Here is a 26,086-nt window from a genome sequence, read left to right as displayed (position 1 = left end):
CATTTGTTTGGGCTGCTTACAGGCTGCGCAGGACTGAAACAACCTTCCCCATGACCGTGGCTTCGTCGCCGAGGATGGGTTCATAGCGCGTGTTCTGTGGCAGCAGCCAGGTATGGCCGTCGCGCTGGCGGAAGGTCTTTACTGTGGCTTCGTCTTCGAGCAGGGCTGCGACAATGTCCCCGTTGTTGGCTGTGTTCTGGCGGCGGATCACCACCCAGTCACCGTCGCAGATGGCGGCGTCAATCATGGAATCACCCGCAACCTTGAGCATGAACAGTTCGCCGCTGCCCACAATTTGGCGGGGGAGCGGCATGATGTCGTCCACCACCTGGTCCGCCAGGATAGGCCCGCCGGCTGCGATCCGGCCAACAAGGGGCACGAACGCGGTGTCCGAGGAACTGCTCAGCTGGGCGAAGTTGAGTCCGTTGGAGCTGCGGAGCTGATCCGGTGAGTTGACGCCTTCAATTTCGACGACGCCGTTGTCGAGCACCAGGGGGATCAACACTTCCATGGCGCGGGGACGCTTGGGATCCCGGCGCAGGTAGCCGTGCCGTTCCAGCTGCGTGAGCTGGTGGGTGACGCTGGAGAGGCTGGCCAGCCCCACGTCGTCGCCAATTTCACGCATGGACGGCGGATAGCCCTTGTTGGCGATCGAGCGTTGGATGCATTCGAGAATCTTCTTCTGCCGCACCGTCAGCCCCTTCATTCCTGCCCGGCTGGCGGCCTGTGGGATTCGATGCGGAGGGTCTGGTAGAGCCATGTTCCTCGGTCCTTTCTGCGCATGCAACCAAAAATGTCAGTGCCTGCTGGTGGACTGCTCTTGGTAGCGAATCCTGTCCCTCAAGATTAAGCCCCACACGAACAAATTTCAAACATTTGTTCGATCGAGTCTTGGCAAGAGTCGTTAATAGATGCTAAAACTAATACAAGAACGTTAGAACATACGTTCTATCGAACAGAGTGCACATGAAGTTTAGCCCCGCAAAAGGTTTGCAGTCCCGCCCCGGCGGGAACCGGCAGGGTGAAACCCCAAGGTGTGAAAGGAACGAAGTCATGAGTGCATTGGTGATTTCCGCGGCAGTCCCCGCCTTCAGGGCAGGGACCGTCCGCCCCGCAACAAACCGCCCCGGAACGCTTCAGCCACTGCGGCTGACCCGCCGCGGCCGCATGCTGCTCCTGGGCATTCCGGCGCTGGCGCTAGCGGCTGTGCTGGTTATCTCCCTGCTTGCAGTCCTTCTCGGCTCCCTGGCCAGTCCGGCCAACGCGGCCACCAGGTACAGTCCGGTGGACATGGCCAGTTACGCCGCCCCCGTGACGGTGCTCCAGGGCGAGAGCCTCTGGTCAATTGCCGCCGTCAGCGACCCCACCCGCGACGTCCGCGATGTGGTGGCTGAGATTGTGGCCTTGAACGAATTGGATACCGGGGTCCTGCAGGCCGGACAGCAGCTGTACGTGCCGCTGCCCAAGTAGTCCCCACGCCCTCCCACCGCTCGCAATCCCCAGCCGCTCCCACCACTCGCAAGCTCCCGGCGGGGCCCCCGCGGCCGTGGGCCCCCGCGGCGGGTCCCTCGGGCGCGTGAGCCCACCGTTAGCAGATTCGTGGCGGCATGGGGCGTCACAAGTTCATTTTCGCCGGCCATGCAACTTAAACTGAGGGCATGGACCAGTTTGAACGCCTCAGCCAGTTACCGCTTCGCGACGATTTGCGCGGCCAGCACCCCTATGGCGCGCCGCAGCTGGACGTTCCCATTTTGCTGAACGTCAATGAAAACACTTTTGGGGTGCCGCTGGACGCCAAGGAAGCCATCCTGAAGGCGGTGGCGGATGAACTTGACGGCCTCAACCGCTATCCCGACCGCGAGTTCACTGAACTGCGCCGGGCGCTGGCCGCTTATCTTGGCCATGGCCTCGTGGCGGAGAACATCTGGGCGGCCAATGGGTCCAATGAGGTCCTCCAGCAACTGCTGCAAGCCTTCGGCGGACCCGGGCGCATCGCCATGGGCTTCCCGCCCACATATTCGATGTATCCGCTGCTGGCCAGCGGCACCGGTACGGCCTACGCCGCCGGGGTCCGGGGAGCCGGATTTAGCCTCTCGGCGCAGTCGGCGGGCGAACAGGTTCAGGCGCTGGCCCCCAACGTCGTGTTCCTCTGTTCGCCCAACAACCCCACGGGAACGGTGCTTGGCCTGGACGTCGTGGAGGCAGTCTACGAGGCCGGGGAGGCGTCCTCGGCCATTGTCATAGTTGACGAAGCCTATGCGGAGTTCGCCCATGCCGGCACGCCGAGCGCCCTGAACCTGCTGGAGGGCCGCCCCCGCCTGGTGGTCTCCCGAACCATGAGCAAGGCCTTCGCGCTGGCCGGCGCACGCGTGGGCTACCTGGCATCGGCCCCTGAAGTCACCGACGCGATCCGCCTGGTCCGCCTGCCGTACCACCTCTCCGCCATCACCCAGGCCACCGCCGTTGCAGCCCTGAGAAATTCGGACGCACTCCTGGCCAACGTTGAAGCCATCAAGGTTCAGCGCGACCGCATCGTGGACGAACTGGGGCAGATGGGTCTCCGGCCAGCCCCGTCGGACTCCAATTTCGTCCTCTTCGGCGGTATGGCAGACCCCTCATCCGTGTGGGAGAAGCTATTGGCAGACGGGGTGCTGATCCGTGATGTCGGCATCCCCGGCCACCTGCGTGTCACTGCCGGCACGGAGGCTGAAACCAGCGCGTTCCTCAACGGGATGCGCGACATCCTGGCGAAGTAGCGCGGCCCGGACACGAAGCAGCGCGGTTCGAATAACCGGAGCCGCGCCCAGGGGCCGTGGGCGCAGAGCGGGCCGCTTTGGGCGGATGCGTCCACTCTCTCCTAAACTGTTGGTACACCATCACCAAAGTTGCGCGCGCCATGCCCTGCCCGGCATGGGCGGCCAACGAACCGAAGGACCGATAGAACAATGACCGAGAACAGCCCGCAGCCCGGCCAGGGACGCACGGCACGCCTGGAACGCGCCACGAGCGAATCCAGCGTGCTGGTCGAGATCAACCTGGACGGCACCGGGGTGTCAGACATTGACACCTCCGTGCCGTTTTACGACCACATGCTCACGGCGCTGTCCAAGCACTCGCTGATTGACATGAAGGTCAAGGCCACCGGGGACACCCACATCGACGCCCACCACACGGTGGAGGATGTGGCGATCTCCCTCGGCGAGGTGCTGCGCGAGGCGCTCGGCAACAAGGCAGGGATCCGCCGCTTCGGCGAGGCCACCATTCCGCTGGACGAGGCCCTGGCGAACGCCGTGGTCGACGTTTCCGGACGGCCCTACCTGGTCCATAGCGGCGAACCTGCTGGCCAGGAGTATCACTTGATCGGCGGCCACTTCACCGGTTCGCTGACACGCCACGTGTTTGAGGCCATCACCTTGCACGCACAAATCTGCCTCCACATGACGGTCATAGCGGGCCGGGACCCCCACCACATTGTGGAAGCCCAGTTCAAGGCCTTCGCACGGGCACTGCGTTCGGCCATTGAAAACGACCCCCGCGTTACCGGAATCCCGTCCACGAAGGGCCTTTTGTGAGCAGCGGGGCGGCAACCGGCACCGGTCCGGCAGGACAACCCACCGTCACGGTCCTGGACTACGGCTCCGGAAACGTGCGTTCGGCGGTCCGCGCCCTGGAAAGGGCCGGCGCCAAGGTGACGTTGAGCGCCAGGCCCGACGACGTCTTGGGCGCAGACGGCCTCGTGGTGCCCGGCGTCGGCGCTTTCGGCTCCGTCATGGCGGAGCTGAAAAGCGTTGATGCCATCCGCATGATTGGCCGCCGAGTGGCGGGGGGACGACCGGTGCTGGGCATTTGTGTGGGCCTGCAGGTGCTCTTTGAGGCCGGCGTGGAACACGGCGTCCGCGAAGAAGGCATGGGGGAATGGCCCGGGACGGTGGAGCTGCTGCCTGCCGATGTGGTTCCGCACATGGGGTGGAACACCGTGAAGGCCGCGGAGGGTTCCATCCTGTTCAACGGTGTGGAGAACGAGCGTTTTTACTTTGTGCATTCCTACGGCGTGCAAAGCTGGGACTTTGATGTCATCCAGCCGAAGATGAAACCGCCTGCGGTCACCTGGTCTGAACACGGTGCGCCGTTCATTGCCGCCGTGGAAAACGGCCCGCTGTGCGCAACGCAGTTTCACCCGGAAAAGTCCGGGGACGCCGGGGCGCGCCTGCTGCGCAATTGGGTGCAGTCCCTGAAGGGGGACAGGGACTAGATGTACTCGCTGCTCCTCATGGCACTGGGCGGTCTGCTCCTTGGCGGCGCCTACACGTTCTACCAGCAAAAAACCGCCCGCTGGATTCCCATCAGCTTTGTCTTTCTCGCCGTCATGTCGCTCATCGCGGCCTACCTGTTCACCCTTCAGGGCTGAGACGCCCGTACCGCCCGCCCCACCACCAACACGTTGAGGACCCGATGACCACCACCGCCTCCATCCTGGAACTTCTGCCCGCTGTTGACGTCGCTGACGGCCAGGCCGTCCGCCTCGTCCAAGGCGAAGCCGGCTCCGAAACCAGCTACGGCTCACCCCTTGAAGCCGCGTTGAACTGGCAGAACGACGGCGCCGAGTGGGTCCACCTCGTGGATCTGGACGCCGCCTTCGGACGCGGCTCCAACCTGGCACTGCTGCGTGAAGTGGTCCAGGCCCTCGACGTGAAGGTGGAGCTGTCCGGCGGCATCCGCGACGACGCCTCATTGGAAGGCGCCTTGGAACTGGGTGCCGCCCGCGTTAACCTGGGCACCGCGGCACTGGAAAACCCGGAGTGGACCGCCCGGGCCATCGAACGCTTCGGTGACAAGGTCGCCGTCGGCCTCGACGTGCGCGGCACCACCCTGGCCGGCCGCGGCTGGACGAAGGAAGGCGGGGACCTCTGGGAAGTCCTGGCCCGCCTGGAGGACGCCGGCTGTGCCCGCTACGTCGTCACCGACGTCACCAAGGACGGCACCCTGCGCGGCCCGAACGTGGAACTGCTGCGGGAAATGTGCGAACGGACTTCAAAACCCGTGATCGCCTCAGGGGGCATATCAAGTCTGGATGACCTGCGCGTACTGCGGGGGCTGGTGGCCGGCGGCGTCGAGGGTGCCATCGTTGGCAAGGCCCTCTACGCGGGCAAGTTCACGCTGCCCCAGGCCCTCGACGTTGCCGGACGCCGCTAAACACCATGACTGAAATGCCCCACAAGCAACTTCCCGCACACATCGCCGCTGCGCTTGCCGGCGCCGGCGGAACAACGGACTCGGCCGGCCAGCCATGGGCGGGCAGGGAATTGCCGGACGGGGAGAAATACCACAACTTTGACGCCGACGACGGCGGCATGGATTCCCGCTTGGAGGCTGCGTTTGGGCGGCTGGCCGGGGGAGGCGGCTCCGAAGCGGATGTTGTCGCGGCGCTGGCGCAGGCGCGGGTGTTCATTCCCATCGTGGCGCAGCTGGCCGAACAAGTCGTGGGCGAAAACGGGCTGGCCTCCGACAAGGAGTCGGACATGGCGCTTGTCACCGTCCAGGCGCCGGACGGACGCCGGGCACTGCCGGCGTTCACCCATGCCGCGGCCTTGTCCAACTGGCATCCTGAGGCCCGCCCCGTGGCAGTCTATGCCGCCAGGGCCGCACTGTCCGCCGTGGCGGAGGAAGCGCAACTGCTGGTGCTGGACCCCGGAAGCGACAGGCCGTTTGTGGTGCGCCGGCCCGCCATGTGGGCCCTTGCCCAGCAGCAGGACTGGCAACCCAGCTATGGGGACCCAGTCGTTATGCAGGTATTGGAGGACTCCCTGGCGTCCGCCGGAAATCCGGCCATTCTGGGTATTTCCGCAAGCGCCGGGAAGGGGATCGAATCCCTCTGGGACCAAAATATACGACCGTCTGGACGGATAATGGCAGGCGGCGGTGCCGGACCGGAGCTGGCCGTCTCCATTGCCCTGCAACCGGGGCTTGACCAACCGGCAGTGGAGGGTGTCCTCTACTCCCTGCAGACATATTGGGCCGGGAACGAATACTTTGCGCGGGCCGTTGATTCCGTCCAGATACGGTTGCTCCATCCCGGCCCCAACACTTAACCCTCGGCAGGGACGGGACCGGGATAGGGGAGTTCGCGCGCGAATTCGACGTCGTTTGGCACGGCAGCCCCTTGGCCCGGACCTGCCACTGCACAGTCGACGCGCCGCCGGAGCGCGTGAACTGCTAGTTGACTGCGCCGGTGAACTTCTCGCCCGGACCCTTGCCCGGTGCGTCCGGGAATTCCGAGGCTTCACGGAACGCGAGCTGCAGGGAGCGGAGGCCGTCGCGCAACGGTCCGGCATGCTGGCTGCCGATCTCCGGGGCGGCGGCGGTGACGAACCCGGCCAGTGCGGTGATCAGCTTGCGGGCCTCGTCCAGGTCCTTCAGGTCCTCAGCGTCGGGGCCGGCGGCGAGGCCGCACTTGACGGCGGCGGCGCTCATGAGATGGACGGCGGCGGTCGTGATGACCTCAACGGCCGGTACTTCGGCGATGTCGCGTACCACTGACGCCGCTTCGGCATCGCCGAGCGACTCCTCCGGTGCGGTCTCGAAGCTGTGGCGGGTGTCCGAATTATTATCTGAGCTACTCATACTGCTAAGCTTGTCACAGACCGACTGAGTGCAGTTACTTGAACGGGGCGCAAACCCCGTGATTTTCTACGCATTCAGTTTGCAAGTGGAGTCCTCTCCCACCTTTCGACCCAGCAATGGCGTTGTCTGGTTTTGGTTGGTGCCTTTCATGTGAAGGCTGGCCGCACCCCTGCGATGGGCGCCGCGGCACCAACCCTTCGAGGCCTCCGATTGCATCAGCGATGGGAGGCCTTCTTCTGTTGCTGATGGCGCACACATTTCTCATGACAACAGGAGTTACACATTAGCGAGCCACGCATCAATGATCGTATCCGCGTCCCTGAGGTGCGGTTGGTTGGGCCGGCAGGCGAACAGGTTGGGATCGTCCGCATTGAGGATGCCCTCCGTTTGGCTGCCGAGTCGGACTTGGATCTGGTTGAGGTAGCACCGACGGCCAAGCCGCCGGTGTGCAAACTGATGGACTTCGGTAAGTACAAGTACGAGGCCGCCGTCAAGGCGCGTGAAGCCCGGAAAAACCAGACGAACACCGTTCTGAAGGAAATCCGCTTCCGTCTCAAGATCGACAAGCACGACTACGAGACCAAGCGCGGCCATGCCCTGCGCTTCCTCGGCACCGGCGACAAAGTCAAGGCCATGATTCAGTTCCGCGGCCGTGAGCAGCAGCGTCCGGAGATGGGCATCCGCCTGCTCCAGAAGTTCGCTGAAGACGTTGCCGAGGTTGGCATCATCGAGTCGAGCCCCCGCATTGACGGCCGCAACATGGTCATGGTCATCGGGCCCTTGAAGAATAAGGCCGAAGCGAAGGCGGAGGCGCGCCGCGAACAGCAGCGCGCCGACGCCAAGGCACACAACGAGGCGGTCGCCAATGGCACGGCCCGCGTTGATGTGGACCGCGAGAACAAGGCGCCCATGACGCAGTCCCTGGCAGACCTCCTGCCTGAAGGCCTGCACCTGAATGACGACGCCGGGGCTCCCGCCGCCAGCGTCGCCACGGTACCGGCCGAACCTCCCGTCGAGACAACCGCCCCCGCCGCCGCGGAGGAGGCGCCCAAGGCCAGCGTGCCCGCAGCAACGCAAGCGCCCGCCGTCGAGCCTGCACCCAGGGCGGCAGCCAAGGCACCCGCCGCAGCGAAGGCGCCGGCCGCCGCCAAGGCTCCCGAGGTGAAGGCCCCGGTTGCCAAGGCACCCGCCGCAGTGAAGGCGCCGGCCGCCAAGCCGGTAGTCGCAAAGCCTGTAGTCGCGCCGAAGCCGGTTGCTGCCAAGCCGATCCCGATGCCCAAGCCCATGGCCAAGCCGGTTGTCAAGCCTGCAGCCAGGCCCGCCGCGAAAGCGGCAGCCAAGCCGGCCGCAAAGCCTGCCTCTGCAAAGAGCACGGCTGCGACCGACACCAAAGACTCAGCTGAATAGGGTTTGACCCTTTTTCAGCGGTGAAAGTACACCCCCACAGTGACCCAACCGGTCGCTGCAAGAGAACCACAGGCAGCGCCGGTGGATACGTAAGGAGACAGGTCCTCATGCCTAAAATGAAGACACACAGTGGTGCAAAGAAGCGATTCAAGCTCACCGGTTCCGGTAAGCTTCAGCGCCAGCAGGCCAACCGCCGCCACTACCTGGAGCACAAGTCCTCCAGCTTGAAGCGCCGCCTCAAGGGAGACCTCACGGTCGCCAAGGCTGATGTGCGTAACATCAAAAAGATGCTCGGCATCTAATTTCGCAAGTCAATCGGTGTCATTCCCAGTCCTGGGTCTAACACCAATCCAAAAAAAGCCTTCCCCGGCATGATTGGCTTGGGATCTTTAAAATTGAAGGAGTACGCACGTGGCACGTGTGAAGCGGGCGGTAAACGCCCACAAAAAGCGTCGGGTTATTCTTGAGCGCGCAAAGGGTTACCGCGGACAGCGTTCTCGCCTGTACCGCAAGGCCAAAGAGCAGCTGCTGCACTCGTTTGTGTACAGCTACGGCGACCGCCGCAAGCGCAAGGGTGACTTCCGCCGCCTCTGGATTCAGCGCATCAACGCTGCATCCCGCGCCAACGGCCTGACGTACAACCGCCTGATCCAGGGCTTGAAGGCCGCTCAGATCGAGGTTGACCGCCGCATGCTGGCCGACCTGGCCGTGAACGACGCCGGTGCTTTCGCTGCACTGGTGAAGCTCGCCAAGGCGGCACTGCCGGCAGACACCTCCGCGCCGGCGGCAAAGTAGGACTGTTTTGAACGGAACCGTGCGTTCCGTATTCGTGATGGCGGACTGCTAAAGTCCTAAGCATGAGTGAACCCGGGCGCCCGCCAGTTGATGCAATGACCAATCCTCGAGCAGATCGAGTGAGGGATGTTGCAAAGCTGGCAGGGCGCTCGGGCCGTTTAAAGCGCCGTCAGTTCTTTGTTGAGGGCCCGCAGGGCGTGCGCGAGGCCCTGCGGGCGCACCGCGACTGCCTTGACGCCGGCGGCAGTCCCATCATCGAGGCGGTCTACGCCACCGTGGAATGCCTCAAGCGCCAGCCTGAGCTGATGGAACTGGCTTCCCATCCAGTTGCCAGGCTGCAAATACGCATTGCCAGCGACCTGGTGCTCTCCGCCATGACGGACACCGTCGCCCCGCAGGGCATCGTGGCCGTGTGCAATTTTGTGGACGTGCCGCTGGCGGAAGTGCTCGCTGCCAAGCCGAAGCTGATTGCCATGCTGTGCCGCGTACAGGATCCGGGCAACGCCGGAACCGTGCTGAGGGCCGCCGACGCAGCCGGCGCTGACGCCGTCATCTTCTCCAGCTCAAGCGTGGACATTTACAACCCCAAGGCCGTTCGCTCCACCGCCGGTTCGCTGTTTCACCTGCCGGTTGTCCGGGGCGTGGAGCTGCCGGACGTGGTTGCCGCGGCGAAGTCGGCCGGCCTCGGCGTTCTCGCGGCGGACGGCTACGGCCTGCTGAACCTTGACCTGCTGCAGGACGAAAGTGCGGCCCGGGCGTTTGAGCAGCAGATCCCCGACTCCCAATATGTGCTGGAGGACCCCACGCTCTGGCTTTTCGGCAATGAGGCGCAGGGGCTGGCCGGGGAGGAAAAGGCCTTGGCGGACCACCGCGTGGCAGTGCCGGTCTACGGCGAGGCCGAGTCCTTGAACCTGGGCACCGCAGCCACCGTTTGCTTGTACGCCAGTGCGCGGGCCCAGCGCCGCGTGGGCTGAAGCACTGCCCAGCGCAGCGCGGGCCGACGTGGGGCTCAGCTGACCCGGGCCGACGTGCGGCGCAGCGGACCGGGGCGCCAGCGGGCCGGCGCAGCGGACCCGGGCCGCCAGGCGACAGGCCGGGTCGTTGCTACGCAACGGGTAGCATCCTTGCAGGACAATGTGTCCAGGGAACATCGTCATGTCCCCACCATGAAGACGCACCATTTGAGGGGAATCCATCGTGGCTCACGGAGGCGGCAACAAAGCGATCATCGCGGCGCTGGCAGCGAACTTGTCCATTGCAGTATTGAAATTTCTGGCCTACCTGCTGACGTTGTCATCGTCCATGCTGGCCGAATCCATCCACTCGCTGGCCGATTCGGGAAACCAGCTGCTTCTCCTTGTCGGCGGCAAGCGTGCCAAACGGCAGGCAAGCCCCGAGCACCCCTTCGGATACGGCCGCGAGCGTTATGTGTACGCGTTCCTGGTGTCCATTATCCTGTTTAGCGTCGGCGGCGTGTTTGCGCTCTATGAGGCGTATTCGAAATGGAAGCACCCCCACGGAATGGAACCGCAGTGGGCCTGGGTGCCGCTGGTGGTGTTGCTTGGATCGATCCTGTTGGAAGGCAATTCCTTCCGTACGGCCATCAAGGAGTCCAACGTCACCCGCGGGTCCAAGAGCTGGGGACAGTTCATCAGGACGGCCAAGGCCCCCGAACTTCCCGTGGTGCTGCTGGAAGATTCGGCGGCTTTGCTGGGCCTGCTCTTCGCCTTGTTTGGGGTCACCATGACTATCGTGACCGGGAACGGCCACTGGGACGCTGCTGGCACAGGGCTGATTGGCCTGCTGCTGGTGGCCGTAGCCATCATTTTGGCTGTGGAAACCAAGTCCCTGCTGCTGGGGGAGTCGGCCACGGAGGAGGACGTCCGCGCCATCGAGACGGCCCTGGTGGGCCCGGGCGTTAGCGGCATCATCCACCTGAAGACGCTGCACTTGGGGCCGGAAGAACTTCTTGTGGCCGCCAAGATTGCCGTCGAGGAGACGGAGACCGGGGCGCAGATCGCCGCCGCCATCGACGCCGCCGAAAGGCGTGTGCGCGCAGCCGTTCCGATCGCCAGGGTCATCTACCTGGAACCGGACATCTACTCCGCCGCAGCCACCCCGGCGTCACCCCAGCCCTGAGTCCAACCCGCATCTGAGCCGCAATAGGGGCTGGAAAATCGCCCGGACGCGGTAATTTTCAGCCTCTTGCGGCGCAGAAGTTATAGAGCGCGACGGCGCGACGGTCACCGTGGGGTGCGGGCGCCGCTGCGCTTTTCGAGCAGTCCGCTCACGAGTGCCAGGCCCAGGCCGAGAACGGCCAGCACGGCGCCCAACATGGCAGGAGCCGTGAATCCCCAGCCCCAGGAAATGACCAGCCCGCCGGCAAAGGCGCCAAGGGCGTTGGCCATGTTCAATGCCGAGTGGTTCAGCGAGGACGCCAGGGTTGGGGCGCCGGGGGAAACATCCAGCAGCCGGGTCTGCAGCGACGGGATCAGCATGGACCCGGAGGCGCCGATGATGAAGATCATGACCAGTGCAAGCCATTGGATGTGGACGGTGAAGGTGTAGGTCACCAGCATGGCTGCGATGAAGGCCATGACGATGTAGATGCTGCCCAGCACGGACCAGTCCGCCAGCTTTCCGCCCACAAAGCTGCCGGCGACCATGCCCAGGCCATACAGGCCCACAATGACCGGCAGGAACTCTGCCGGGAACCCGGCGACTTCGGTCATGGTGTTGGCCACGTAGGTGTAGACGGCGAAAAACCCGCCGAAGCCCACCACGCCGACCAGCAGGGTCAGCCAGACCTGGCCCGTCTTCAGGGCGCTCAACTCCCGGCGCAGGCTGGCATCCGGGTGTGCCTTCTGGGGCGGGATGACCACGGCGATGAAGGCGATGGTCACCAGCCCGATGAAGGCAACGAGGATAAACATCAGCCGCCAGCCGAACTGCTGGCCCACCAACGTGGCCAGCGGCACGCCCACCACGTTTGCAACGGCCAGGCCCATCATGACCATGGCAATGGCCCGCCCGCGCTTGGTGGGCGACACCAGGGAGGCCGCCAGGACGGCGGCCACGCCAAAGTAGGCCCCATGGGGCAGGCCGGCAACAAAGCGGGTCACTATCAAGGTGGTGTAATCCTGGGCGAAGAACGATGACAGGTTACCCAAGGTGAACAACGCCATGAGGGCCAGCGCCAGGGTTTTGCGCGGCCACTTGGCACTGATCGCCACCAGCAGGGGGGCGCCGACTACCACGCCCAGGGCATAGGCGGAGATGACATGTCCGGCCTCGGGGACGGAGACTCCCACGCCCTCGGCGACGTTGGGCAGCAGACCCATCATGGCAAATTCGGTGGTGCCGATGCCGAATCCGCCAATGGCCAGGGCAAAGATGGCCCAGGCTGCGGCGTTCGGTGTGGCGGGCCTTGTGGCCCGCAGGGTGCTCGTGGTGGTCATGACGCAGTCTCCCACTGGGTATGTTCGCCGCTGCGCAAAGGCTGGCAGGCGGGCGGAGCTGCTGCTTGGAGCGCAGGCAACGGGGCCGCTAAAAAGGTGGACAAGACGGCGCTGTCCGCATCCAGTCTAGTTGTGCCTATGCTGGGTCCGTGACAAAAAGTAAACAAATTGTGGGTGCGGCCCTTGTCGACTCCCTGACCCGGCCCACCCGGCTTTTGGCCGCCCGGCGGACGGCGCCACCGGAATTCGCCGGCATGTGGGAATTCCCAGGCGGCAAGGTGGAGACCGGCGAAAACGCCGAGGAGGCGCTGCACCGCGAGCTCGCCGAGGAGCTTGGTGTTTCGGTCCGCCTGGGCGCTGAGTTGGAAGGCCCGACGCCGGATGGCTGGCCCTTGAGCATTAAGGCCGCCATGCGCGTGTGGCTGGCCCTGGTGACTGCCGGCTCGCCGGAACCCCTGGAGGACCACGACGAACTGCGCTGGGTGGAGTTGGGCGGAACGGAAGTGTTGGCGCTGTCGTGGATCCCGGCCGACCTGCCCATTGTGCAGGCGCTGAAGCGCCTGAACACACCGGGCTGAGGGTATTGGAAATGGCGGCCCCTGTGCCAGACTGGGGGTTACCCAAAAGCTCAAGGAGGTTGTGCAGTGACATCGTCCGAGAACCACAACGATTCAGTCCCGGCAGAGGCCGGCGGTGCCAGTGAAGAAACGAAGGAAAAGTTTCGCCAGGCGCTGGAGAACAAGAAGAACCAACACCACGGGAGCGTGGAGGCCTCCAACGGTGCCAAGATCAACGCGCAGCATGGAGCCGCACAGCACAAGCGCGAATTCCGCCGCAAGAGCGGATAGGCGCGGGCTCCCACAGTTGCCGGACCGCCTGCGGTGTGGCAATTGCCTAACCGGCAGTTTCTAAAATAGGGTGGGCGCAGATTCAGCAAGGGCAGGGGCACTCACGGTGGCCCCTGCCCTTTGTGCGGGCGAATCCTGTGCGGACCGATGTTGCTGCCCGGACCGGCTTGGCTGAGCGGGGGAACCGTCGAGCCGCGCCGGCGTCCGGTGCCCGGACTGCGACTGTCCAGACTCTGTCTGCTCCGACCAGGGCTCCCCGGACTGCGACTGTCCAGACTCTGTCTGCTCCGACGGTGACTGCCCCGACCTGGATGTCCCGGATGGCAGGCTGCCGGCGGGGTAGCTGGCTTCTTCCCGGCGGGGATCATGGATGAACCCGGCGGAGCCAGCAAAGCCGTGGCGCCGCTTGGCTTCATTCACGCGGGCCGCCAGCCACTGCCTGTACTCCTTGCCGGCATAGGAGCCCTGGCCGTACAGCCGCTGGTAGCGGCCCACCAGGGTGGGATGCTCCCGGGCCAGCCACTGCATAAACCATTCTCGGGTGCCGGGGCGCAGGTACAGGGCTCCGGCACTGACGCCAGTGGCTCCGGCACGGGCAAGAGCCGCGAACAAGGTGTCCAGGGCTTCCTCGGAGTCCGTCAGCCACGGCAGGATGGGCATGGCCATCACCCCGCACGGCAGTCCGGCGTCGCGCAGCTTGCTGACCAGGGCCAGCCGCGCCTTGGGTGACGGCGTGCCCGGCTCGATGGCCGCGGCCAGTTCCTCATCAAGGAGGGCCAGTGAGATGCCCATGCCCACGCCGACCTGGCCGCCCGCCTTCTGCAGCAGGGGGATGTCCCGCGCGAGCAATGTCCCCTTGGTGAGGATGGAAAACGGCGTGCCGGAGTCGGCCAGGGCGGAGATGATTCCAGGCATGAGCCGGTACCGGCCCTCGGCGCGCTGGTAGGGGTCGGTGTTGGTGCCCAGCGCCACGTGCGGGCGCTGCCATGATGGCTTGTGCAGTTCCCTGCGCAGCACATCGGCCACGTTAACCTTCACCACCACCTGCGAATCAAAGTCCGCCCCGGCGTCCAGGTCCAGGTACGTGTGCGATTTCCGGGCAAAGCAGTACACGCACGCATGGGAGCAGCCGCGGTATGGATTGACTGTCCAGGTGAAAGGCATGGAAGACGTGGCCGGCACCTTGTTCAAGGCACTCTTGGCCAGCACTTCGTGAAAGGTGATACCGGCAAACTCCGGCGTCTGCACGCTCTTGACCAGGCCTGCAAGGGGCAGCAGGGGCAGCGTCACCGGGCCGTCCCCGTCCTGCCCGGGCAGCCCCTGGGCCGGGAAAAGTGGCTGGTCGAGTTGTTGCTTGGTCCACCGCATGCATCAATTCGAACATATATTCTATTTTCCGTCAATGCCGGGATATCCCGAGAAGTTACCCGCGGGTATGACTATGCCCCAGATCACATTTCGGGCGCTATGCTGTCACCATGAGGCGACGGTGCCTCCCCGTCCCGTTAAGGAGCGACCATGACAAACCTGGCCACGATCGTGGGCACATCCGCGCAAAGAAACCCTGCGGGCGTAGCCATCAAAATGGATGACATTGAAATCTCCTTTGGTGCGCTGGAGGTGCTCAGTGCCAAGGTGGCAGCGCTGCTGGCCGCCCGCGGTACCAAGCCGGGGGACAGGGTGGCGTTGATTTCGCCCAACCTGCCGCAAATGCCGCCCATCTACTACGGGATCCTGCGCTACGGAGCCATCGTGGTGCCGCTGAACCCGCTACTTAAGGCACGCGAGATTGAATACCACCTCAAGGACTCCGGCGCCGAGCTGGCCTTTGCCTGGGAAGGCGTCATGGGGGAGGTTGCCGCCGGCGCCGCGGAGACCGGCACGACGATCATCCCCATCGACGCCGGATTCATGGCCCTGCTGGCTCCCCTTGAGCCCCTTTCCGAGGTGGCCGCGGCGGACAAGGGGGACACCGCCGTCATCCTGTACACCTCGGGCACCACGGGCAGGCCCAAGGGTGCCGAGCTGACGCACGAAAACCTGCGCAGCAACGCAGAGGTCTCCGTGAGCCTGTTCAGCAGCCGGGACGGGGACGTGATCTTTGGCGGCCTGCCGTTCTTTCACATCTTCGGACAGACCTGCGCGCTGAACTCGGCCATCATGGCCGGGGCGACCGTCACCATCCTGCCGAAGTTTGACCCGGTCAAAGCCCTGGAAATCATCCAGCGGGACAAGGTCACCATCTTCGAGGGCGTCCCCACCATGTACATCGCGCTGCTGCGGACGCCGGGGCGGGAGAATTACGACGTCTCCAGCCTCCGTGTTGCGGCCTCGGGCGGCTCGCCGCTGCCGCTGGAAGTCCTGCACGAATTTGAAAGCACGTTTAGCGCCACCATGCTCGAAGGCTACGGCCTCTCGGAGACGTCCCCCGTCATCACCTTCAACCAGATGGACGGCATCCGCAAGCCAGGGTCCGTTGGCACCGTGGTGGCCGGCGCACAGCTCAGGGTCGTCGATGATGGAGGGAACGACGTCGAGCCCGGTGCCGTGGGGGAGATTGCCGTGGCGGGGCCCTTTGTGATGAAGGGCTACTGGAACAACCCCGCGGCAACGGAGGCGGCCATGCCGGATGGCTGGTTCCGCACCGGGGATCTGGGCCGCAGGGATGAGGACGGCGTCTTCTTCATTGTGGACCGCAAGAAGGACATGATCCTGCGCGGCGGCTACAACGTGTATCCCCGCGAGGTCGAGGAGGTCCTGTACGAGCATCCGGCCGTGGCCGAGGCCGCCGTCGTGGGCCGCCCCGACGACGTGCACGGCGAGGAAGTCTACGCAGCGGTTGCGCTCAAGGCCGGGGCCGACGGCTCCGACGATCCTGAAGCGCTTGCCGCCAGCATCAGGGACTTCGTCAAGGACCGGGTGGCCGCCTACAAGTTCCCGCGCAGGGTCATCATCATGGGCACCCTGCCCAAGGGTCCCACAGGCAAGATCCTCAAGCGCGAGATCACCATCCCCCAGGCCTGATCACCGCAGACGTACGACGGCGGCCGGGCAGCCATGGTGTCCGGCCGCCGGTGCGTGGGTTGGTTCCTATAGCAGCTGCCAGGTGACCTGGACGGTGGCCGTGATGCTGCTTTGGCCCGCTTCCAACGGCAGGGCAAGGGACGTGCTGTCGAACCGGGATACGGCCCGCGCCATGGGGATCATCATGCCCTGGTCCTGTATCTCCGTGATGGCCGTGGCGGCGCCCAGGGTGCGCCCGGCCATCCCGGCGTAGAGCTCGGCCGCGTGCCGGGCGTCGGCCCAGGCCACGGCCCGCGCAGCATCCTGGGCTGCAGAAGGGTCAGAGACCGCCGGGGACAGGCCGTTGAGCCGCACGGCGTCACCGCCGGCGTCGACCACGGCGGCGATGATGTCCGCCGCGGCGTCGTCGTAGCGGAGCACGACGTTGAGGCTGGTGGTGACAACGTAGCCGGTGACGACGCTGACCTTGCCCTCCTGCCATTGTGTATCGGCATGGACGTTCAGTGCCTCGGTGCCCACCACATCGCGGGCCACGGACAGCCCGGCCAGGCGCTGTTGGACCGCGGTGACGGCGTCGGCCGCCGCTGCGTAGGCTTCCTTGACGTTGTTGCGCCGGGCTTCGATGCCGATGTGGATGTGGAAGTAGTCGGGTTCGGCGTTGACGGCCCCACGCCCGCTTACGGTGATGGTGTTGGCATGGCCTGCGGTGGTGGCGGATTCACTCATGGGTAGGGCCTTTCCTTGGGGGAGGTGGTGCCTGTTGCCTTGGATAACGTGACGGTTCGCAAAAAGTTCCCCAGCGCGGGCAGTCTGGCGATCGTGGGCAGCTCGCGGTAGCCGCCGTCGGCCAGCCCGGCGTTGCGCTCAAAGAAGTTCCGGCTGCCGGGGTCCCCGGTGCGCCACCACGAATAGGCTGCGCAGCCGGCATACAGCGGCAGGAATGGCAGCCCCAGGCACCAGGCATATTGGGTGGCGTGGCCGGCCTCGTGACGCAACAGATCCGGGCGGGAGTCGATGAAGGCCCGCTCGGCACGGTAGAAAATGACATTGCCCACGGTAAAGGCAACGGCCAGCGGCAGCTTCGGGCGGTAGCGGGTGCCCAGCAGCAGCCCGTCCGGGCCACGTTCGACTGGCGTGCGGCTCAGGACCGCCAGCAGCAGGCCGGCGGCCGTGGACAGGTTCAGCACATTGGCCACCTTGCGTACGCGCAGGGCCGGCCTCATGGGGCAGTTCTTGTGGACGCGGCCGAGGGGAGCGTCTTGGGCCGTGGAGTCTCTTGGAGGACAGCCTTCAAGACCTTTATTTTCACGACATGCATCCGGGCCAGCATTTCCTTGGTCCCCGGCTTGGATTTGTGGCAGGCCGTTTGCGGCCACTGCACGTGGATGGCCTTGCCCTCGGCGTCCACCAGCCAGAGGTCCGGAATGATCTCCAGGCTCGCCTCGCACACCAAGGGTCCCACCGCCTTGTCACTGGTTTCGCGCAGCGTCTTGACGAGGACCGCCATGTCTCCTGTGAGCCGCTTTTCGGTGATGGTCCGCCAGGTGCCTTTGGCATCGGTAAAGTTCTCGCCAAAGGCGGTGCACTCCACCGCCGAGACCGGGTCGAAGCCCTCGGGAATGCTGCCCATGTCCTTGGCGGAAGGGTCGGCCAGGCCGGCTCCTTCGTACCAATGGGCAGTGGTCATGCAGTTGGCGCCAGCCAGGATGCGGGCGGGCGCGGGGGTGAATGACTCGACGGCGTCGGGTGGCCGGACGTCGATGGACTTGGAGGACGTTACCTTCAAGGCCTCCAGGGCCTTCCGGACGCCGGGTTTGGAGAAATTGCACGCATCATGGGGCCACTCGACGTGGGCCGCCCTGCCTGCGGCATTGACCAGCCACAGATCGGGGATTGTCTCCGCCATGGCGACACAGTTTCCGCCATTCTGCCGCTCGCTTTGTTCCGCCAGGGCGGCAAGAAGCGGGCCGTAGTCCCCGGAGAAGTGCTGTTCCAGGATGGAGGCCCAGGCCGGCTCCGTACTCACTTGCCGGAAGATGCGTTGTCCCGGCGAACACTCAACGACGTCCACCGGGACAAAGCCCTGCGGCACGCTGCCCATCTTGTCCGCAACGTCCGGTGGGGCGGTCATGAGTGGCTCATTCCAGTACGACGTCGCCAGGCAGTCCGCCTTCTCCTGCAGGGCGGCGGGGGCGGGGGTGTAGTGCGTGACGCCGCCGGTGATGACTGTGCACCCGCCCAGGCACAGGGCCAGGACGGCCATAAGGGTCACAGTGGTGGCAACCAGGCCCGGGCGGTGCCTGCCGGACGCCAAAGCTGCCCCAATCATGGAGCCACCGGTATTTCCAGCTGTTGTGTGGACGCAACATGCAGCGCGGCCAGCGCCTTCGCCACCCCGGGCTTGGAAAACGTACAGGCATCCGTGGGCCAGATGACATGCACGGCTTTGCCTGCGGCATTGACCAACCACAGGTCGGGCGTCACCTCCAACTGGGCGGTGCAATTAACGCCGTCCTGCCTGTCACTTGACACCGCCAAGGCCGCCAGCAGCGGGGCGTAGTCCCCGGAGAGGTGGTCCTCCACGATGGTGGGTTGCACAGGGGAGGCGCCCGCCGACGTTGGCACCGGGCCGCGATTACACTCCACCACAGCCACCGGCACAAATCCCGCCGGCACACTGCCCATCAAGTCCTTCACTGCGGCGGCAGGCTGGTCGCCATGCAACAGCCAGGATGCGTTCGCCGGGCAGTTGGCGGAATCCTGAAGGGCAGCCGGGTTGGGCGTGTAATGCGTGAGGATGCCCGGTGAATTGATGGCAGGCGGGGAAAGGGATGGGGCAGGAGGGTAAGAGGGGGAGGCCGCGCACCCGGCCAGCCCGGCAGCGCCCAGGCACAGCGCAAGGCAGGCCAGCAGCGCAAGGCGCGCGTCCGGCGTCGTACGCCTTGCCGGGAAGGCTGCACGGGTGGGCATGACCTGAGCGTAGCAAGGCAGTGCGCGGGAGGGGATGGGCAAAGGGTAAAGAGTCCGTACCGATTGGGCCCCGGAACGGCGCCGGAGCCAATTCAAAAACCCTGCGGGCCGTCCTCTAGACTGGATGAGGCGGGAGGAGCTGCCCCGCCGCTTACCCGCACACGAGCTTAGGTAAAAACTGTAGATGTCTGACACTCCCGAGAAGACGGCCGCCCCCGCGCCCGAATCATCCATCCCCGCCGCCCCGGACCCGCTGGACGAGGCCGCCATCGGCGCCGCCGTCGAGCAGGCGCTCGCAGCCATTGCTGCCGCAGCCAACCTTGATGAGCTCAAGTCCGCCCGCCTGGCGCACACCGGCGAAAAGTCCCCGCTGAGCCTGGCCAACCGTGTAATTGGCGGATTGTCCAAGGAATTCAAGGCCGCCGCCGGCAAGCTCATGGGAGCCTCCCGCGGCCGCGTTGCCAAGGCGCTCGCCGCCCGCACCGGGGTGCTCGAGGCCGAGGACGCCGCCCGCATCCTCATCGAGGAGACCGTTGACGTCACGGCGGCCCCGCGCCGCCGCCGGGCCGGTGCCCGCCACCCGCTGTCCACGCTGCAGGACCGTGTGTGCGACATCTTCGTGGGCATGGGATGGGAAATTGCCGAAGGCCCGGAGCTGGAATCCGAGTGGTTCAACTTCGACGCGCTGAACTTCAAGCCGGACCACCCCGCCCGCGAAATGCAGGACACCTTCTTCGTGGAGCCGCCCGAGGCCCACCTGCTGCTGCGCACCCACACGTCACCGGTACAGGTCCGCTCCCTGCTGGAACGCGAACTGCCCGTCTACGTGCTGTGCCCCGGCAAGGTGTTCCGCACCGACGAGCTCGACGCCACGCACACGCCGGTCTTCCACCAGTTCGAGGGCCTGGCCATCGACAAGGGCCTGTCCATGGCCGATCTGCGCGGCACGCTGGAGCACTTTGTCCGGCAGATGTTTGGCGAGGAAGCCATTGTCCGGTTGCGCCCGAACTACTTCCCCTTCACCGAACCGTCCGCCGAGCTGGACGTCTGGCACCCGGGGGCCAAGGGCGGCCCGCGCTGGATCGAATGGGGCGGCTGCGGCATGGTCAACCCGAACGTGCTCCGCGCGGTCGGCATCGACCCGGACGAATACTCCGGATTTGCCTTCGGCATGGGCATTGAGCGTGCGCTCATGTTCCGCAATGAAGTAGCCGACATGCACGACATGATCGAGGGCGACATACGATTCAGCGAACACTTTGGGATGGAGATCTAAGCGGTGCGTATTCCACTGACTTGGCTGCGCGAGTACGCGCAGGTACCGGCAGGAGCAACTGCCGAAGACGTTATGGCCGAGCTGGTCAAGGTTGGCTTTGAGGAAGAAGATGTCCACCGCCCGCTGGATTCGATCAGCGGGCCCATTGTGGTGGGCCAGGTCCTCTCGCTGGTGAAGGAGCCGCAGACAAACGGCAAGACCATCAACTGGTGCTCCGTCCGGGTGGTTCCCGAAGGCGCTTCGCAGGCCCTGGACATTGACGGCATTGACCCGTCCGGCGTGCAGGGCATTGTGTGCGGAGCCCACAACTTTGAGGTGGGGGACAAGGTGGTGGTCACCCTGCCCGGCGCCGTGCTGCCCGGAGACTTCCGCATCACCCCGCGCAAAACCTACGGCCATGTGTCGGCGGGCATGATCGCTTCCGTCCGCGAGTTGGGCATGGGAGAGGAGCACGACGGCATCCTGGTGCTCTCCACCCTGGGCCTTGACCCGGAATTGGGCACCGACGCGCTGGAGCTTTTGGGGCTGACGGACTCGGCCGCCGAAATCAACGTGACCCCGGACCGCGGCTATGTGTTTAGCATCCGCGGCGCCGCCCGCGAGTATGCCCACGCCACGGGGACACCCTTCACCGACCCCGCCGCCCTGGTTTCCGTCACCGCGGCCACGGGCCCGGGTTTTCCTGTCCGTTTGGATGACAACGCCCCCATTTACGGGCTGCCCGGCTGCGACCGTTTTGTGGCCCGCACCGTCCACGGAATTAACCCGGCTGCGCCAACTCCGACGTGGATGTCGTCCCGGCTGCGCCTGGCCGGCATGCGGTCCATCTCGCTGCCCGTCGACATCTCCAACTACGTCATGTTGGAACTCGGGCAGCCGCTGCACTTCTACGACGCCGACAAGCTCAGCGGTGGGATCGTGGTCCGGCGCGCCTCCGGCGGCGAAACGCTGGAAACCCTTGACGGCAAGGTCCGCACCCTGGACGCCGAGGACCTGCTGATCACCGACGGCTCCGGCGCCATCGGTGTCGCAGGCGTTATGGGCGGGGCTTCCACCGAGGTCACCGCGGCCACCACCACCGTGCTGATCGAGGCCGCCCACTTCGAGGAAGTCTCCATCGCCCGTTCGCGACGCCGCCACAAGCTGCCCTCCGAGGCGTCCAAGCGCTTTGAGCGCGGCGTGGACTGGAACGTTGCCGACAAGGCCGCGCAGCGCGCCGTGAACCTGCTGGTCGAGCTGGCCGGCGGCACCGAGGACACCACCGGCACCGACGCTGGCACTGCGCCGGCGCCCGTGACCGTGTTCCTGCCGGCGGGATTCACCTCCGCCCGGATCGGCATCGACTTCCCGCCTGAACAGATTGTTGCTTCCCTGGAGGACCTGGGCGGCGTGGTGGAAACGGTCGACGGCGGATGGAACGTCACTGCGCCGAGCTGGCGCCACGACCTGGTCACCCCCGAGGACCTGACCGAGGAGGTGGCCCGGCTGGTGGGCTACGATCTGATCCCGGCCACCCTGCCCGTTGCCCCTCCCGGGCGAGGCTACTCCCGCACGCAACAACAGCGCCGCCGTGTGGTCCAGGCGCTGGCCGATTTCGGCCTGACCGAGGTCCTGGCCTACCCGTTCGTGTCGAAGGCAGCCAATGACACCTTCGGCGTCACCGAGGCCGGCGCCGGGCGATCCGCCGTGAAGCTGGCGAACCCGCTCAGCGAGGAATTCGGCTACCTGCGCACCTCGATGCTGCCGGGCCTGATCGAGACGGCCAAGCGCAACCACTCACGCGGCTTCCACGATCTGGCGCTCTTCGAGTCCGGTCTGGTGTTTCTGCCCTCAGGCACCTTTGGCACGGCCTCCATCCCGCCGCTGGGCATCAAGCCGTCCGACGACGTCCTGGACGCCCTGTACGACGGCATCCCGTACCAGCCGCTCACCATCGGCGCGCTTTTTACCGGCATGGACTCCCCTGCCGCGCCGGGCCACACGCCGCGTGCATGGGACTGGGCCGACGCCATCGACGCCGCCCGCCTCGTGGCGGACGTGGCCGGCGTGGACTTGGTGGTTGAGCAGGGCACGCACCAGGCCTTCCACCCCGGCCGGGCCGCCGTGCTGAAACTGCGCTCGGGCGAAGTGGTGGGCCATGCCGGCGAGCTGCACCCCAAGCTGCTGGCCGAGCAGCACCTGCCGGCCCGCACCGTGGCCATGGAAATCAACGCCGAGAAGGTGTTTGACGCCGCTGCCGACGTCATTGTGGCCAAGCCGATCTCCACCTTCCCGGTGGCCACCCAGGACGTGGCATTGGTGGTTCCCGCGGAAATTCCCGCTGCCGCCGTGCTGGAAACGCTGCGCGAGGGTGCAGGGGCGCTGCTCGAGGACGTTGCCTTGTTCGACGAGTACCAGGGCGCGGCCATCCCGGACGGCAGCAAGTCGCTCGCCTTTGGCCTGCGCTTCCGGGCGATGGACCGCACGCTGACAGCCGACGAGGCATCGGCGGCCCGCGCGTCCGCCGTCGCACTGGCCGCCGAACGGTTCGGCGCCACCCAGCGGTAACGTCGCAACAAGAGGTCCCGGCGGGCTCGACCACGGTTGGTCAAGCCCGCCGGGGCCTCCTTCGTGGCGGAGCCTGGGGAACCGGTTCCATTGGCGGCTGCGGCGCAAACGTCCGCCGTGCCGGCAGTTCAGGCCTGTCGTGACATGTCCCGCACAGCGCCCGCGTGCAATAGCACCCCATGGATGGCGTCCCTGACGTAGATGTGGCGCCGCGATGCCTCGGGGACCGGTGACTAATCGTTTCGGTTGGACCTGGAATGCCCGGGATGCGACGCCGATGACAACGGCAAGGCCTTGGAACCCCAAAGCTATTCCCGACCAAGGTTCTACGCTGTTGAGGAATATCTTCAGCGCAAGACTGATTACCATCAGCACGAGGATGAGCAAAAGCCAATACCACAAGGGTCTGCTTACGCCCACCCGGCGTTCGGCTTGGGGGCGTAGCAAAGCAGATCCTATTCGTTGCGCCGGAGGAATCCGGCAATGCGACGCCGGTCCCGGAACATCAACACGGCGGCGATTGTGTACGCGAATATTGACGCGGCGGCCATGATCTGAACAATTCTCAATTCCGTATTCAGGAGCAGTCCAGCGACGAGGAACGCCATGGCGCACCACTGCTTCACCACCCGGCGCCGTTCCGTCCGGTTCAGTGGAGATGGAACGGCCCGCCAGCGAGTGATAAAACTCTTAGATCGGAGACCATGGACGAAGACAACCACTATCCATACAAACGCGATGACACTAAGTGCGCCCGCAATCCACACTCGCCCCGGGGACGGTTCAGTCCGGTCTCCCATTGGGAGTACGGCAGCGATCAATATGCCGCCTGAGCCCACGATTATCAATAGCGCAATCAGGAATATCCAAGTCCAGGTGCGACGGCGCCCGTAGTTGTCGTCTCGAACTCCCTCCACCAGGTTAAGGGCGGCCTCCCACCGCTTTTCCGCCGCTGAATCGGACTCCAATTTCATTCGAACTCGCCCCTCACATTCCGGCAGGCCCCTGGGGCATACGCAAATGGTTTCGGTGAGCCGCGGCACCTTTTTTCGACTGCAACGGCCAGGAAATCCACGGCGGACCCGCTACAACGGAGTCTATGGTTCATGCGGTGCAAAGTGACAGAGTACCCAACATGGTCCGACTGGCAGGGCAGGGGCACCCGCCCGAGCCGCTGCCCGATTTCCAATCCCGAACCATGGAGACAAGAATCAAGGCATCTGCGCCTTGGACCGCGGCCGAGGACGGTGCGGTCTTCGTCGATCCGGACTCCACGTTGACGAAGTACCTCAGAAGACGTCCGCTCCTAGAGTGTGCAACGGCACGGCCGCAAGCTCGGCCACTGGAATGGGACAGGCCCGAACCCAGGTGGCTGAGCGTGGTAAGACCTACCTCGCGGTGACCTTGCCGTGGCCCGGACAGATCCACTGGACGTCGAGGGCCTCCAGCACTTGGGTTGATGCCAGGGCTTGGGCTTTGTTCGTAATCAGCAGCCGTGGAAACTGCTTGAGCGAGCCGTCGGCGCGCACCATCACCGCGTCGCCGGAGAACACTGAGTCCTGCCAGGCGAAGGCGAAATGTCCGGGTGTGTGCCCCGGTGTGGCGATGGCCGTGACTTCCCCGGGGAGGGTTCCGGATTCACCGAGGAACTCCACTTTGTCCGGCAGGCGTGGCCGGCCCACGGAGTTGAGCAGCCGGCGAAAAACAGTGCCTGGTGCCGTGCGACCGGCCAGGATGTCCGCCTCGGCACGCCCGATCCACAGCCGCGCGCCCGTCTCCCTGGCCAGGGTCAGTGCCGCCCCCGCATGGTCGGTGTCGCCGTGCGTCAACACAATGTGGCTGATCGAACCCGCCATTCCGGCGTGCGCCAGTTCCGCAAGGACCGCCTGAGCCCCGGATTTCATGCCGGGATCGATGACGGCATATCCGGCCTGCAGCGGGAGCACGTACCCATTCGCGCCACGGGACCTGCTCAGTTGAAACGCACCGTTTGGCAGTTTTCGCATGTGGTTTTCCTTCATGCTCGGGTCTGACACGCTCGGCCGCGGGTCTCGTCGGGCTCGACCACCGCGGCCCTATGGCTCGAGAATGACCTTGCCGGTGGTCTTGCGGGCCTGAAGTGCCGTGTGCGCAGCCCCGGCCTCGGCCAGCGGGAAGCGGGCGCCGATGCGTGCGGTCAGCTTTCCGGCGGCCGCTGCGTTGAAGACCTCGGCCGAGCGCCAGCGGCGCTCCTGCGGGTTGCGCAGGTAGTGGACCAGCGTGGGGCGGGTGACAAACAGGGACCCGGCGGAGTTCAGGCGCTGCAAATCAAACGGGGGAACCTGACCGGAGGCCCCGCCAAAGAGCACCAGCGTGCCCCGGATGCGCAGCGACGCCAGGGAACCTTCGAACGTGTCCTTCCCGACGCCGTCGTACACCACATCCACCCCATCGCCGTCGGTGAGCTCACGCACTGCCTCGGCGAACCCGTCGTAGCGCAGCACCTCGTCGGCGCCGGCCACGCGGGAGAGCTCCTCCTTTTCATCAGTGGACACGGTGGTGATGACCCTGGCCTCGCGTTCCTTGAGCATCTGGGTCAGCAGAAGGCCCACGCCACCGGCGCCGGCGTGCAGCAGCACCGTCTGGCCGGGCTCCACATGGTAGGTCGAGTTCATCAGGTAGTGGGCCGTCATGCCCTGAAGCGGCAACGCCGCGGCAACGTCCAGCGGCACCGAGGACGGGACGGGCAGCGCCTTATCGGCCGGGAATATGGCGTACTCCGCGTAGCAGCCGCGGCCCTCGGCCGTGGCAACGTGGTCGCCCACGGCAAATTCCTCGACGCCGGGGCCAACCGCCACCACGGTGCCTGCGGCCTCGGCGCCGGGTGTGAACGGGAAGGGGACGTTGTAGGTGCCGTCGCGCTGGTAGGTTTCAATGAAGTTCACGCCGACGGCGGCGACGTGGATCAGCAGTTCTCCCGGTCCCGCCTCGGGGACGGCGACGTCCCGGATCTCCAAGACCTGGGGTCCTCCGGGGGCGTCGGCTACGATGGCGCGGCATTTGGGGGCCATGGTGTTCTCCACTTCTTTTCAATTTCAACTGCGCTGGCACGGGCGCACCCCCAGCAACGGTGGAGCCCTTCCTCCATCATAGGACCCAAG

27 protein-coding genes and 1 pseudogene are annotated in these 26,086 nt (G+C 65.4%); 17 read left to right on the top strand and 11 right to left on the bottom strand.

Annotated features, from left to right (window positions below; all coding sequences use genetic code 11):
• Window positions 1-16: 16 nt before the first annotated feature.
• Window positions 17-760 (bottom strand): transcriptional repressor LexA, encoded by a 744-nt coding sequence (lexA, locus tag CVV68_RS17440; RefSeq protein WP_110502278.1) that lies wholly within the window; start codon window positions 758-760, stop codon window positions 17-19.
• Window positions 761-1,053: 293 nt separating this feature from the next.
• Here lexA and CVV68_RS17435 point away from each other — a divergent pair, with 293 nt between their 5' ends.
• From CVV68_RS17435 to CVV68_RS17410, 7 genes are all read left to right on the top strand, one after another.
• The gene (locus CVV68_RS17435; RefSeq protein WP_110502277.1) at window positions 1,054-1,470 is read left to right on the top strand and encodes a LysM peptidoglycan-binding domain-containing protein; all 417 of its coding nucleotides are present in this window, start codon (window positions 1,054-1,056) and stop codon (window positions 1,468-1,470) included.
• A 188-nt stretch (window positions 1,471-1,658) separates the two neighbouring features.
• Window positions 1,659-2,756: a histidinol-phosphate transaminase gene (locus CVV68_RS17430; protein ID WP_110502276.1), complete on the top strand. Its 1,098-nt coding sequence runs from the start codon at window positions 1,659-1,661 to the stop codon at window positions 2,754-2,756.
• 189 nt (window positions 2,757-2,945) lie between these two features.
• Window positions 2,946-3,572, top strand: coding sequence for an imidazoleglycerol-phosphate dehydratase HisB (hisB, locus tag CVV68_RS17425; protein WP_110502275.1), 627 nt, complete (start codon window positions 2,946-2,948; stop codon window positions 3,570-3,572).
• A complete protein-coding gene (gene hisH, locus CVV68_RS17420; protein ID WP_110502274.1) occupies window positions 3,569-4,252 on the top strand; it encodes an imidazole glycerol phosphate synthase subunit HisH in 684 nt (227 codons plus the stop codon). The genes hisB and hisH overlap by 4 nt, the downstream gene beginning before the upstream one ends.
• Complete coding sequence (locus tag CVV68_RS23605) at window positions 4,253-4,408, top strand: CG2302 family histidine operon protein (protein ID WP_170133237.1); 156 nt, start codon at window positions 4,253-4,255, stop codon at window positions 4,406-4,408.
• A gap of 44 nt (window positions 4,409-4,452) precedes the next feature.
• Window positions 4,453-5,193: a bifunctional 1-(5-phosphoribosyl)-5-((5-phosphoribosylamino)methylideneamino)imidazole-4-carboxamide isomerase/phosphoribosylanthranilate isomerase PriA gene (gene priA / locus CVV68_RS17415; protein ID WP_110502273.1), complete on the top strand. Its 741-nt coding sequence runs from the start codon at window positions 4,453-4,455 to the stop codon at window positions 5,191-5,193.
• Between the two features lie 5 nt (window positions 5,194-5,198).
• On the top strand, window positions 5,199-6,089 hold the full coding sequence (locus CVV68_RS17410; RefSeq protein ID WP_110502272.1) for an SseB family protein: 891 nt from the start codon (window positions 5,199-5,201) through the stop codon (window positions 6,087-6,089).
• Window positions 6,090-6,213: 124 nt separating this feature from the next.
• Here CVV68_RS17410 and CVV68_RS17405 read toward each other — a convergent pair whose 3' ends face one another.
• Window positions 6,214-6,621, bottom strand: coding sequence for a DUF1844 domain-containing protein (locus CVV68_RS17405; protein ID WP_110502271.1), 408 nt, complete (start codon window positions 6,619-6,621; stop codon window positions 6,214-6,216).
• A gap of 324 nt (window positions 6,622-6,945) precedes the next feature.
• On the opposite strand from CVV68_RS17405, the gene infC reads away from it, so the two are divergent.
• The 5 genes from infC to CVV68_RS17380 all read left to right on the top strand — a co-directional run bounded on the left by infC (window position 6,946) and on the right by CVV68_RS17380 (window position 10,962).
• A complete protein-coding gene (gene infC, locus CVV68_RS17400) occupies window positions 6,946-8,028 on the top strand; it encodes a translation initiation factor IF-3 (protein WP_245933617.1) in 1,083 nt (360 codons plus the stop codon).
• Between the two features lie 107 nt (window positions 8,029-8,135).
• Complete coding sequence (rpmI, locus tag CVV68_RS17395) at window positions 8,136-8,330, top strand: 50S ribosomal protein L35 (protein ID WP_110502269.1); 195 nt, start codon at window positions 8,136-8,138, stop codon at window positions 8,328-8,330.
• 109 nt (window positions 8,331-8,439) lie between these two features.
• A complete protein-coding gene (gene rplT / locus CVV68_RS17390) occupies window positions 8,440-8,823 on the top strand; it encodes a 50S ribosomal protein L20 (RefSeq protein ID WP_110502268.1) in 384 nt (127 codons plus the stop codon).
• Window positions 8,824-8,885: 62 nt separating this feature from the next.
• Window positions 8,886-9,797, top strand: coding sequence for a TrmH family RNA methyltransferase (locus tag CVV68_RS17385; protein ID WP_110502267.1), 912 nt, complete (start codon window positions 8,886-8,888; stop codon window positions 9,795-9,797).
• A 223-nt stretch (window positions 9,798-10,020) separates the two neighbouring features.
• Complete coding sequence (locus CVV68_RS17380) at window positions 10,021-10,962, top strand: cation diffusion facilitator family transporter (protein ID WP_110502266.1); 942 nt, start codon at window positions 10,021-10,023, stop codon at window positions 10,960-10,962.
• Window positions 10,963-11,066: 104 nt separating this feature from the next.
• Here CVV68_RS17380 and CVV68_RS17375 read toward each other — a convergent pair whose 3' ends face one another.
• The gene (locus CVV68_RS17375) at window positions 11,067-12,281 is read right to left on the bottom strand and encodes an MFS transporter (RefSeq protein WP_110502265.1); all 1,215 of its coding nucleotides are present in this window, start codon (window positions 12,279-12,281) and stop codon (window positions 11,067-11,069) included.
• A gap of 149 nt (window positions 12,282-12,430) precedes the next feature.
• Here CVV68_RS17375 and CVV68_RS17370 point away from each other — a divergent pair, with 149 nt between their 5' ends.
• Both CVV68_RS17370 and CVV68_RS17365 read left to right on the top strand, forming a co-directional pair.
• Entirely contained in the window at window positions 12,431-12,859 is a 429-nt protein-coding gene (locus CVV68_RS17370) for a (deoxy)nucleoside triphosphate pyrophosphohydrolase (protein WP_110502264.1), read from the top strand.
• A gap of 66 nt (window positions 12,860-12,925) precedes the next feature.
• The gene (locus tag CVV68_RS17365; protein ID WP_110502263.1) at window positions 12,926-13,129 is read left to right on the top strand and encodes a DUF5302 domain-containing protein; all 204 of its coding nucleotides are present in this window, start codon (window positions 12,926-12,928) and stop codon (window positions 13,127-13,129) included.
• 282 nt (window positions 13,130-13,411) lie between these two features.
• Here the strand turns inward: CVV68_RS17365 and CVV68_RS17360 are convergent.
• A pseudogene (locus tag CVV68_RS17360) lies at window positions 13,412-14,497 on the bottom strand (Rv2578c family radical SAM protein); the annotation flags it as partial.
• A gap of 150 nt (window positions 14,498-14,647) precedes the next feature.
• On the opposite strand from CVV68_RS17360, the gene CVV68_RS17355 reads away from it, so the two are divergent.
• The gene (locus tag CVV68_RS17355; protein WP_110502261.1) at window positions 14,648-16,153 is read left to right on the top strand and encodes a long-chain-fatty-acid--CoA ligase; all 1,506 of its coding nucleotides are present in this window, start codon (window positions 14,648-14,650) and stop codon (window positions 16,151-16,153) included.
• Between the two features lie 66 nt (window positions 16,154-16,219).
• Here CVV68_RS17355 and CVV68_RS17350 read toward each other — a convergent pair whose 3' ends face one another.
• From CVV68_RS17350 to CVV68_RS17335, 4 genes are read right to left on the bottom strand one after another with little or no spacing between them, the layout of a single operon-like run.
• Complete coding sequence (locus CVV68_RS17350) at window positions 16,220-16,879, bottom strand: SIMPL domain-containing protein (protein WP_110502260.1); 660 nt, start codon at window positions 16,877-16,879, stop codon at window positions 16,220-16,222.
• Window positions 16,876-17,376, bottom strand: a complete 501-nt coding sequence (locus tag CVV68_RS17345; RefSeq protein ID WP_245933616.1) for a hypothetical protein — start codon at window positions 17,374-17,376, stop codon at window positions 16,876-16,878. Before CVV68_RS17345 ends, CVV68_RS17350 begins: the two co-directional genes overlap by 4 nt.
• Window positions 17,373-18,482 carry a hypothetical protein gene (locus CVV68_RS17340; RefSeq protein WP_110502259.1) on the bottom strand — a complete coding sequence of 370 codons (1,110 nt, stop codon included), beginning with the start codon at window positions 18,480-18,482 and terminating at the stop codon, window positions 17,373-17,375. The genes CVV68_RS17345 and CVV68_RS17340 overlap by 4 nt, the downstream gene beginning before the upstream one ends.
• Window positions 18,479-19,123 carry a hypothetical protein gene (locus tag CVV68_RS17335; RefSeq protein ID WP_110502258.1) on the bottom strand — a complete coding sequence of 215 codons (645 nt, stop codon included), beginning with the start codon at window positions 19,121-19,123 and terminating at the stop codon, window positions 18,479-18,481. The genes CVV68_RS17340 and CVV68_RS17335 overlap by 4 nt, the downstream gene beginning before the upstream one ends.
• A gap of 184 nt (window positions 19,124-19,307) precedes the next feature.
• Here CVV68_RS17335 and pheS point away from each other — a divergent pair, with 184 nt between their 5' ends.
• Entirely contained in the window at window positions 19,308-20,399 is a 1,092-nt protein-coding gene (gene pheS, locus CVV68_RS17330) for a phenylalanine--tRNA ligase subunit alpha (protein ID WP_110502257.1), read from the top strand.
• A 3-nt stretch (window positions 20,400-20,402) separates the two neighbouring features.
• Window positions 20,403-22,946 carry a phenylalanine--tRNA ligase subunit beta gene (pheT, locus tag CVV68_RS17325; RefSeq protein ID WP_110502256.1) on the top strand — a complete coding sequence of 848 codons (2,544 nt, stop codon included), beginning with the start codon at window positions 20,403-20,405 and terminating at the stop codon, window positions 22,944-22,946.
• Between the two features lie 455 nt (window positions 22,947-23,401).
• On the opposite strand, the gene CVV68_RS23600 is transcribed toward pheT, so the two are convergent.
• From CVV68_RS23600 to CVV68_RS17310, 3 genes are all read right to left on the bottom strand, one after another.
• Window positions 23,402-23,554 carry a hypothetical protein gene (locus tag CVV68_RS23600; RefSeq protein WP_170133236.1) on the bottom strand — a complete coding sequence of 51 codons (153 nt, stop codon included), beginning with the start codon at window positions 23,552-23,554 and terminating at the stop codon, window positions 23,402-23,404.
• Between the two features lie 780 nt (window positions 23,555-24,334).
• Window positions 24,335-24,952 carry an MBL fold metallo-hydrolase gene (locus CVV68_RS17315; protein WP_170133235.1) on the bottom strand — a complete coding sequence of 206 codons (618 nt, stop codon included), beginning with the start codon at window positions 24,950-24,952 and terminating at the stop codon, window positions 24,335-24,337.
• A gap of 69 nt (window positions 24,953-25,021) precedes the next feature.
• Window positions 25,022-25,996: a quinone oxidoreductase family protein gene (locus CVV68_RS17310; protein WP_110502303.1), complete on the bottom strand. Its 975-nt coding sequence runs from the start codon at window positions 25,994-25,996 to the stop codon at window positions 25,022-25,024.
• Window positions 25,997-26,086: the final 90 nt, after the last annotated feature.

This window comes from Arthrobacter livingstonensis (genome assembly GCF_003219815.1).
In the GTDB taxonomy this organism is placed as follows: Bacteria; Actinomycetota; Actinomycetes; order Actinomycetales; family Micrococcaceae; genus Specibacter; species Specibacter livingstonensis.
This window is presented reverse-complemented; position numbering and strand designations above follow the sequence as displayed.

Coding starts and splice junctions, on each gene's coding strand:
- CVV68_RS17315 (WP_170133235.1), bottom strand. CDS start 24,952: ATGCGAAAACTGCCAAACGGTGCGTTTCAACTGAGCAGGTCCCGTGGC.
- CVV68_RS17310 (WP_110502303.1), bottom strand. CDS start 25,996: ATGGCCCCCAAATGCCGCGCCATCGTAGCCGACGCCCCCGGAGGACCC.
- CVV68_RS17385 (WP_110502267.1), top strand. CDS start 8,886: ATGAGTGAACCCGGGCGCCCGCCAGTTGATGCAATGACCAATCCTCGA.
- CVV68_RS17405 (WP_110502271.1), bottom strand. CDS start 6,621: ATGAGTAGCTCAGATAATAATTCGGACACCCGCCACAGCTTCGAGACC.
- lexA (WP_110502278.1), bottom strand. CDS start 760: ATGGCTCTACCAGACCCTCCGCATCGAATCCCACAGGCCGCCAGCCGG.
- CVV68_RS17340 (WP_110502259.1), bottom strand. CDS start 18,482: ATGATTGGGGCAGCTTTGGCGTCCGGCAGGCACCGCCCGGGCCTGGTT.
- CVV68_RS17355 (WP_110502261.1), top strand. CDS start 14,648: ATGACAAACCTGGCCACGATCGTGGGCACATCCGCGCAAAGAAACCCT.
- priA (WP_110502273.1), top strand. CDS start 4,453: ATGACCACCACCGCCTCCATCCTGGAACTTCTGCCCGCTGTTGACGTC.
- CVV68_RS17435 (WP_110502277.1), top strand. CDS start 1,054: ATGAGTGCATTGGTGATTTCCGCGGCAGTCCCCGCCTTCAGGGCAGGG.
- CVV68_RS17430 (WP_110502276.1), top strand. CDS start 1,659: ATGGACCAGTTTGAACGCCTCAGCCAGTTACCGCTTCGCGACGATTTG.
- pheS (WP_110502257.1), top strand. CDS start 19,308: ATGTCTGACACTCCCGAGAAGACGGCCGCCCCCGCGCCCGAATCATCC.
- hisB (WP_110502275.1), top strand. CDS start 2,946: ATGACCGAGAACAGCCCGCAGCCCGGCCAGGGACGCACGGCACGCCTG.
- CVV68_RS17345 (WP_245933616.1), bottom strand. CDS start 17,376: ATGAGGCCGGCCCTGCGCGTACGCAAGGTGGCCAATGTGCTGAACCTG.
- CVV68_RS17350 (WP_110502260.1), bottom strand. CDS start 16,879: ATGAGTGAATCCGCCACCACCGCAGGCCATGCCAACACCATCACCGTA.
- CVV68_RS17410 (WP_110502272.1), top strand. CDS start 5,199: ATGACTGAAATGCCCCACAAGCAACTTCCCGCACACATCGCCGCTGCG.
- CVV68_RS23605 (WP_170133237.1), top strand. CDS start 4,253: ATGTACTCGCTGCTCCTCATGGCACTGGGCGGTCTGCTCCTTGGCGGC.
- CVV68_RS17375 (WP_110502265.1), bottom strand. CDS start 12,281: ATGACCACCACGAGCACCCTGCGGGCCACAAGGCCCGCCACACCGAAC.
- CVV68_RS17335 (WP_110502258.1), bottom strand. CDS start 19,123: ATGCCCACCCGTGCAGCCTTCCCGGCAAGGCGTACGACGCCGGACGCG.
- CVV68_RS23600 (WP_170133236.1), bottom strand. CDS start 23,554: ATGGCGTTCCTCGTCGCTGGACTGCTCCTGAATACGGAATTGAGAATT.
- rpmI (WP_110502269.1), top strand. CDS start 8,136: ATGCCTAAAATGAAGACACACAGTGGTGCAAAGAAGCGATTCAAGCTC.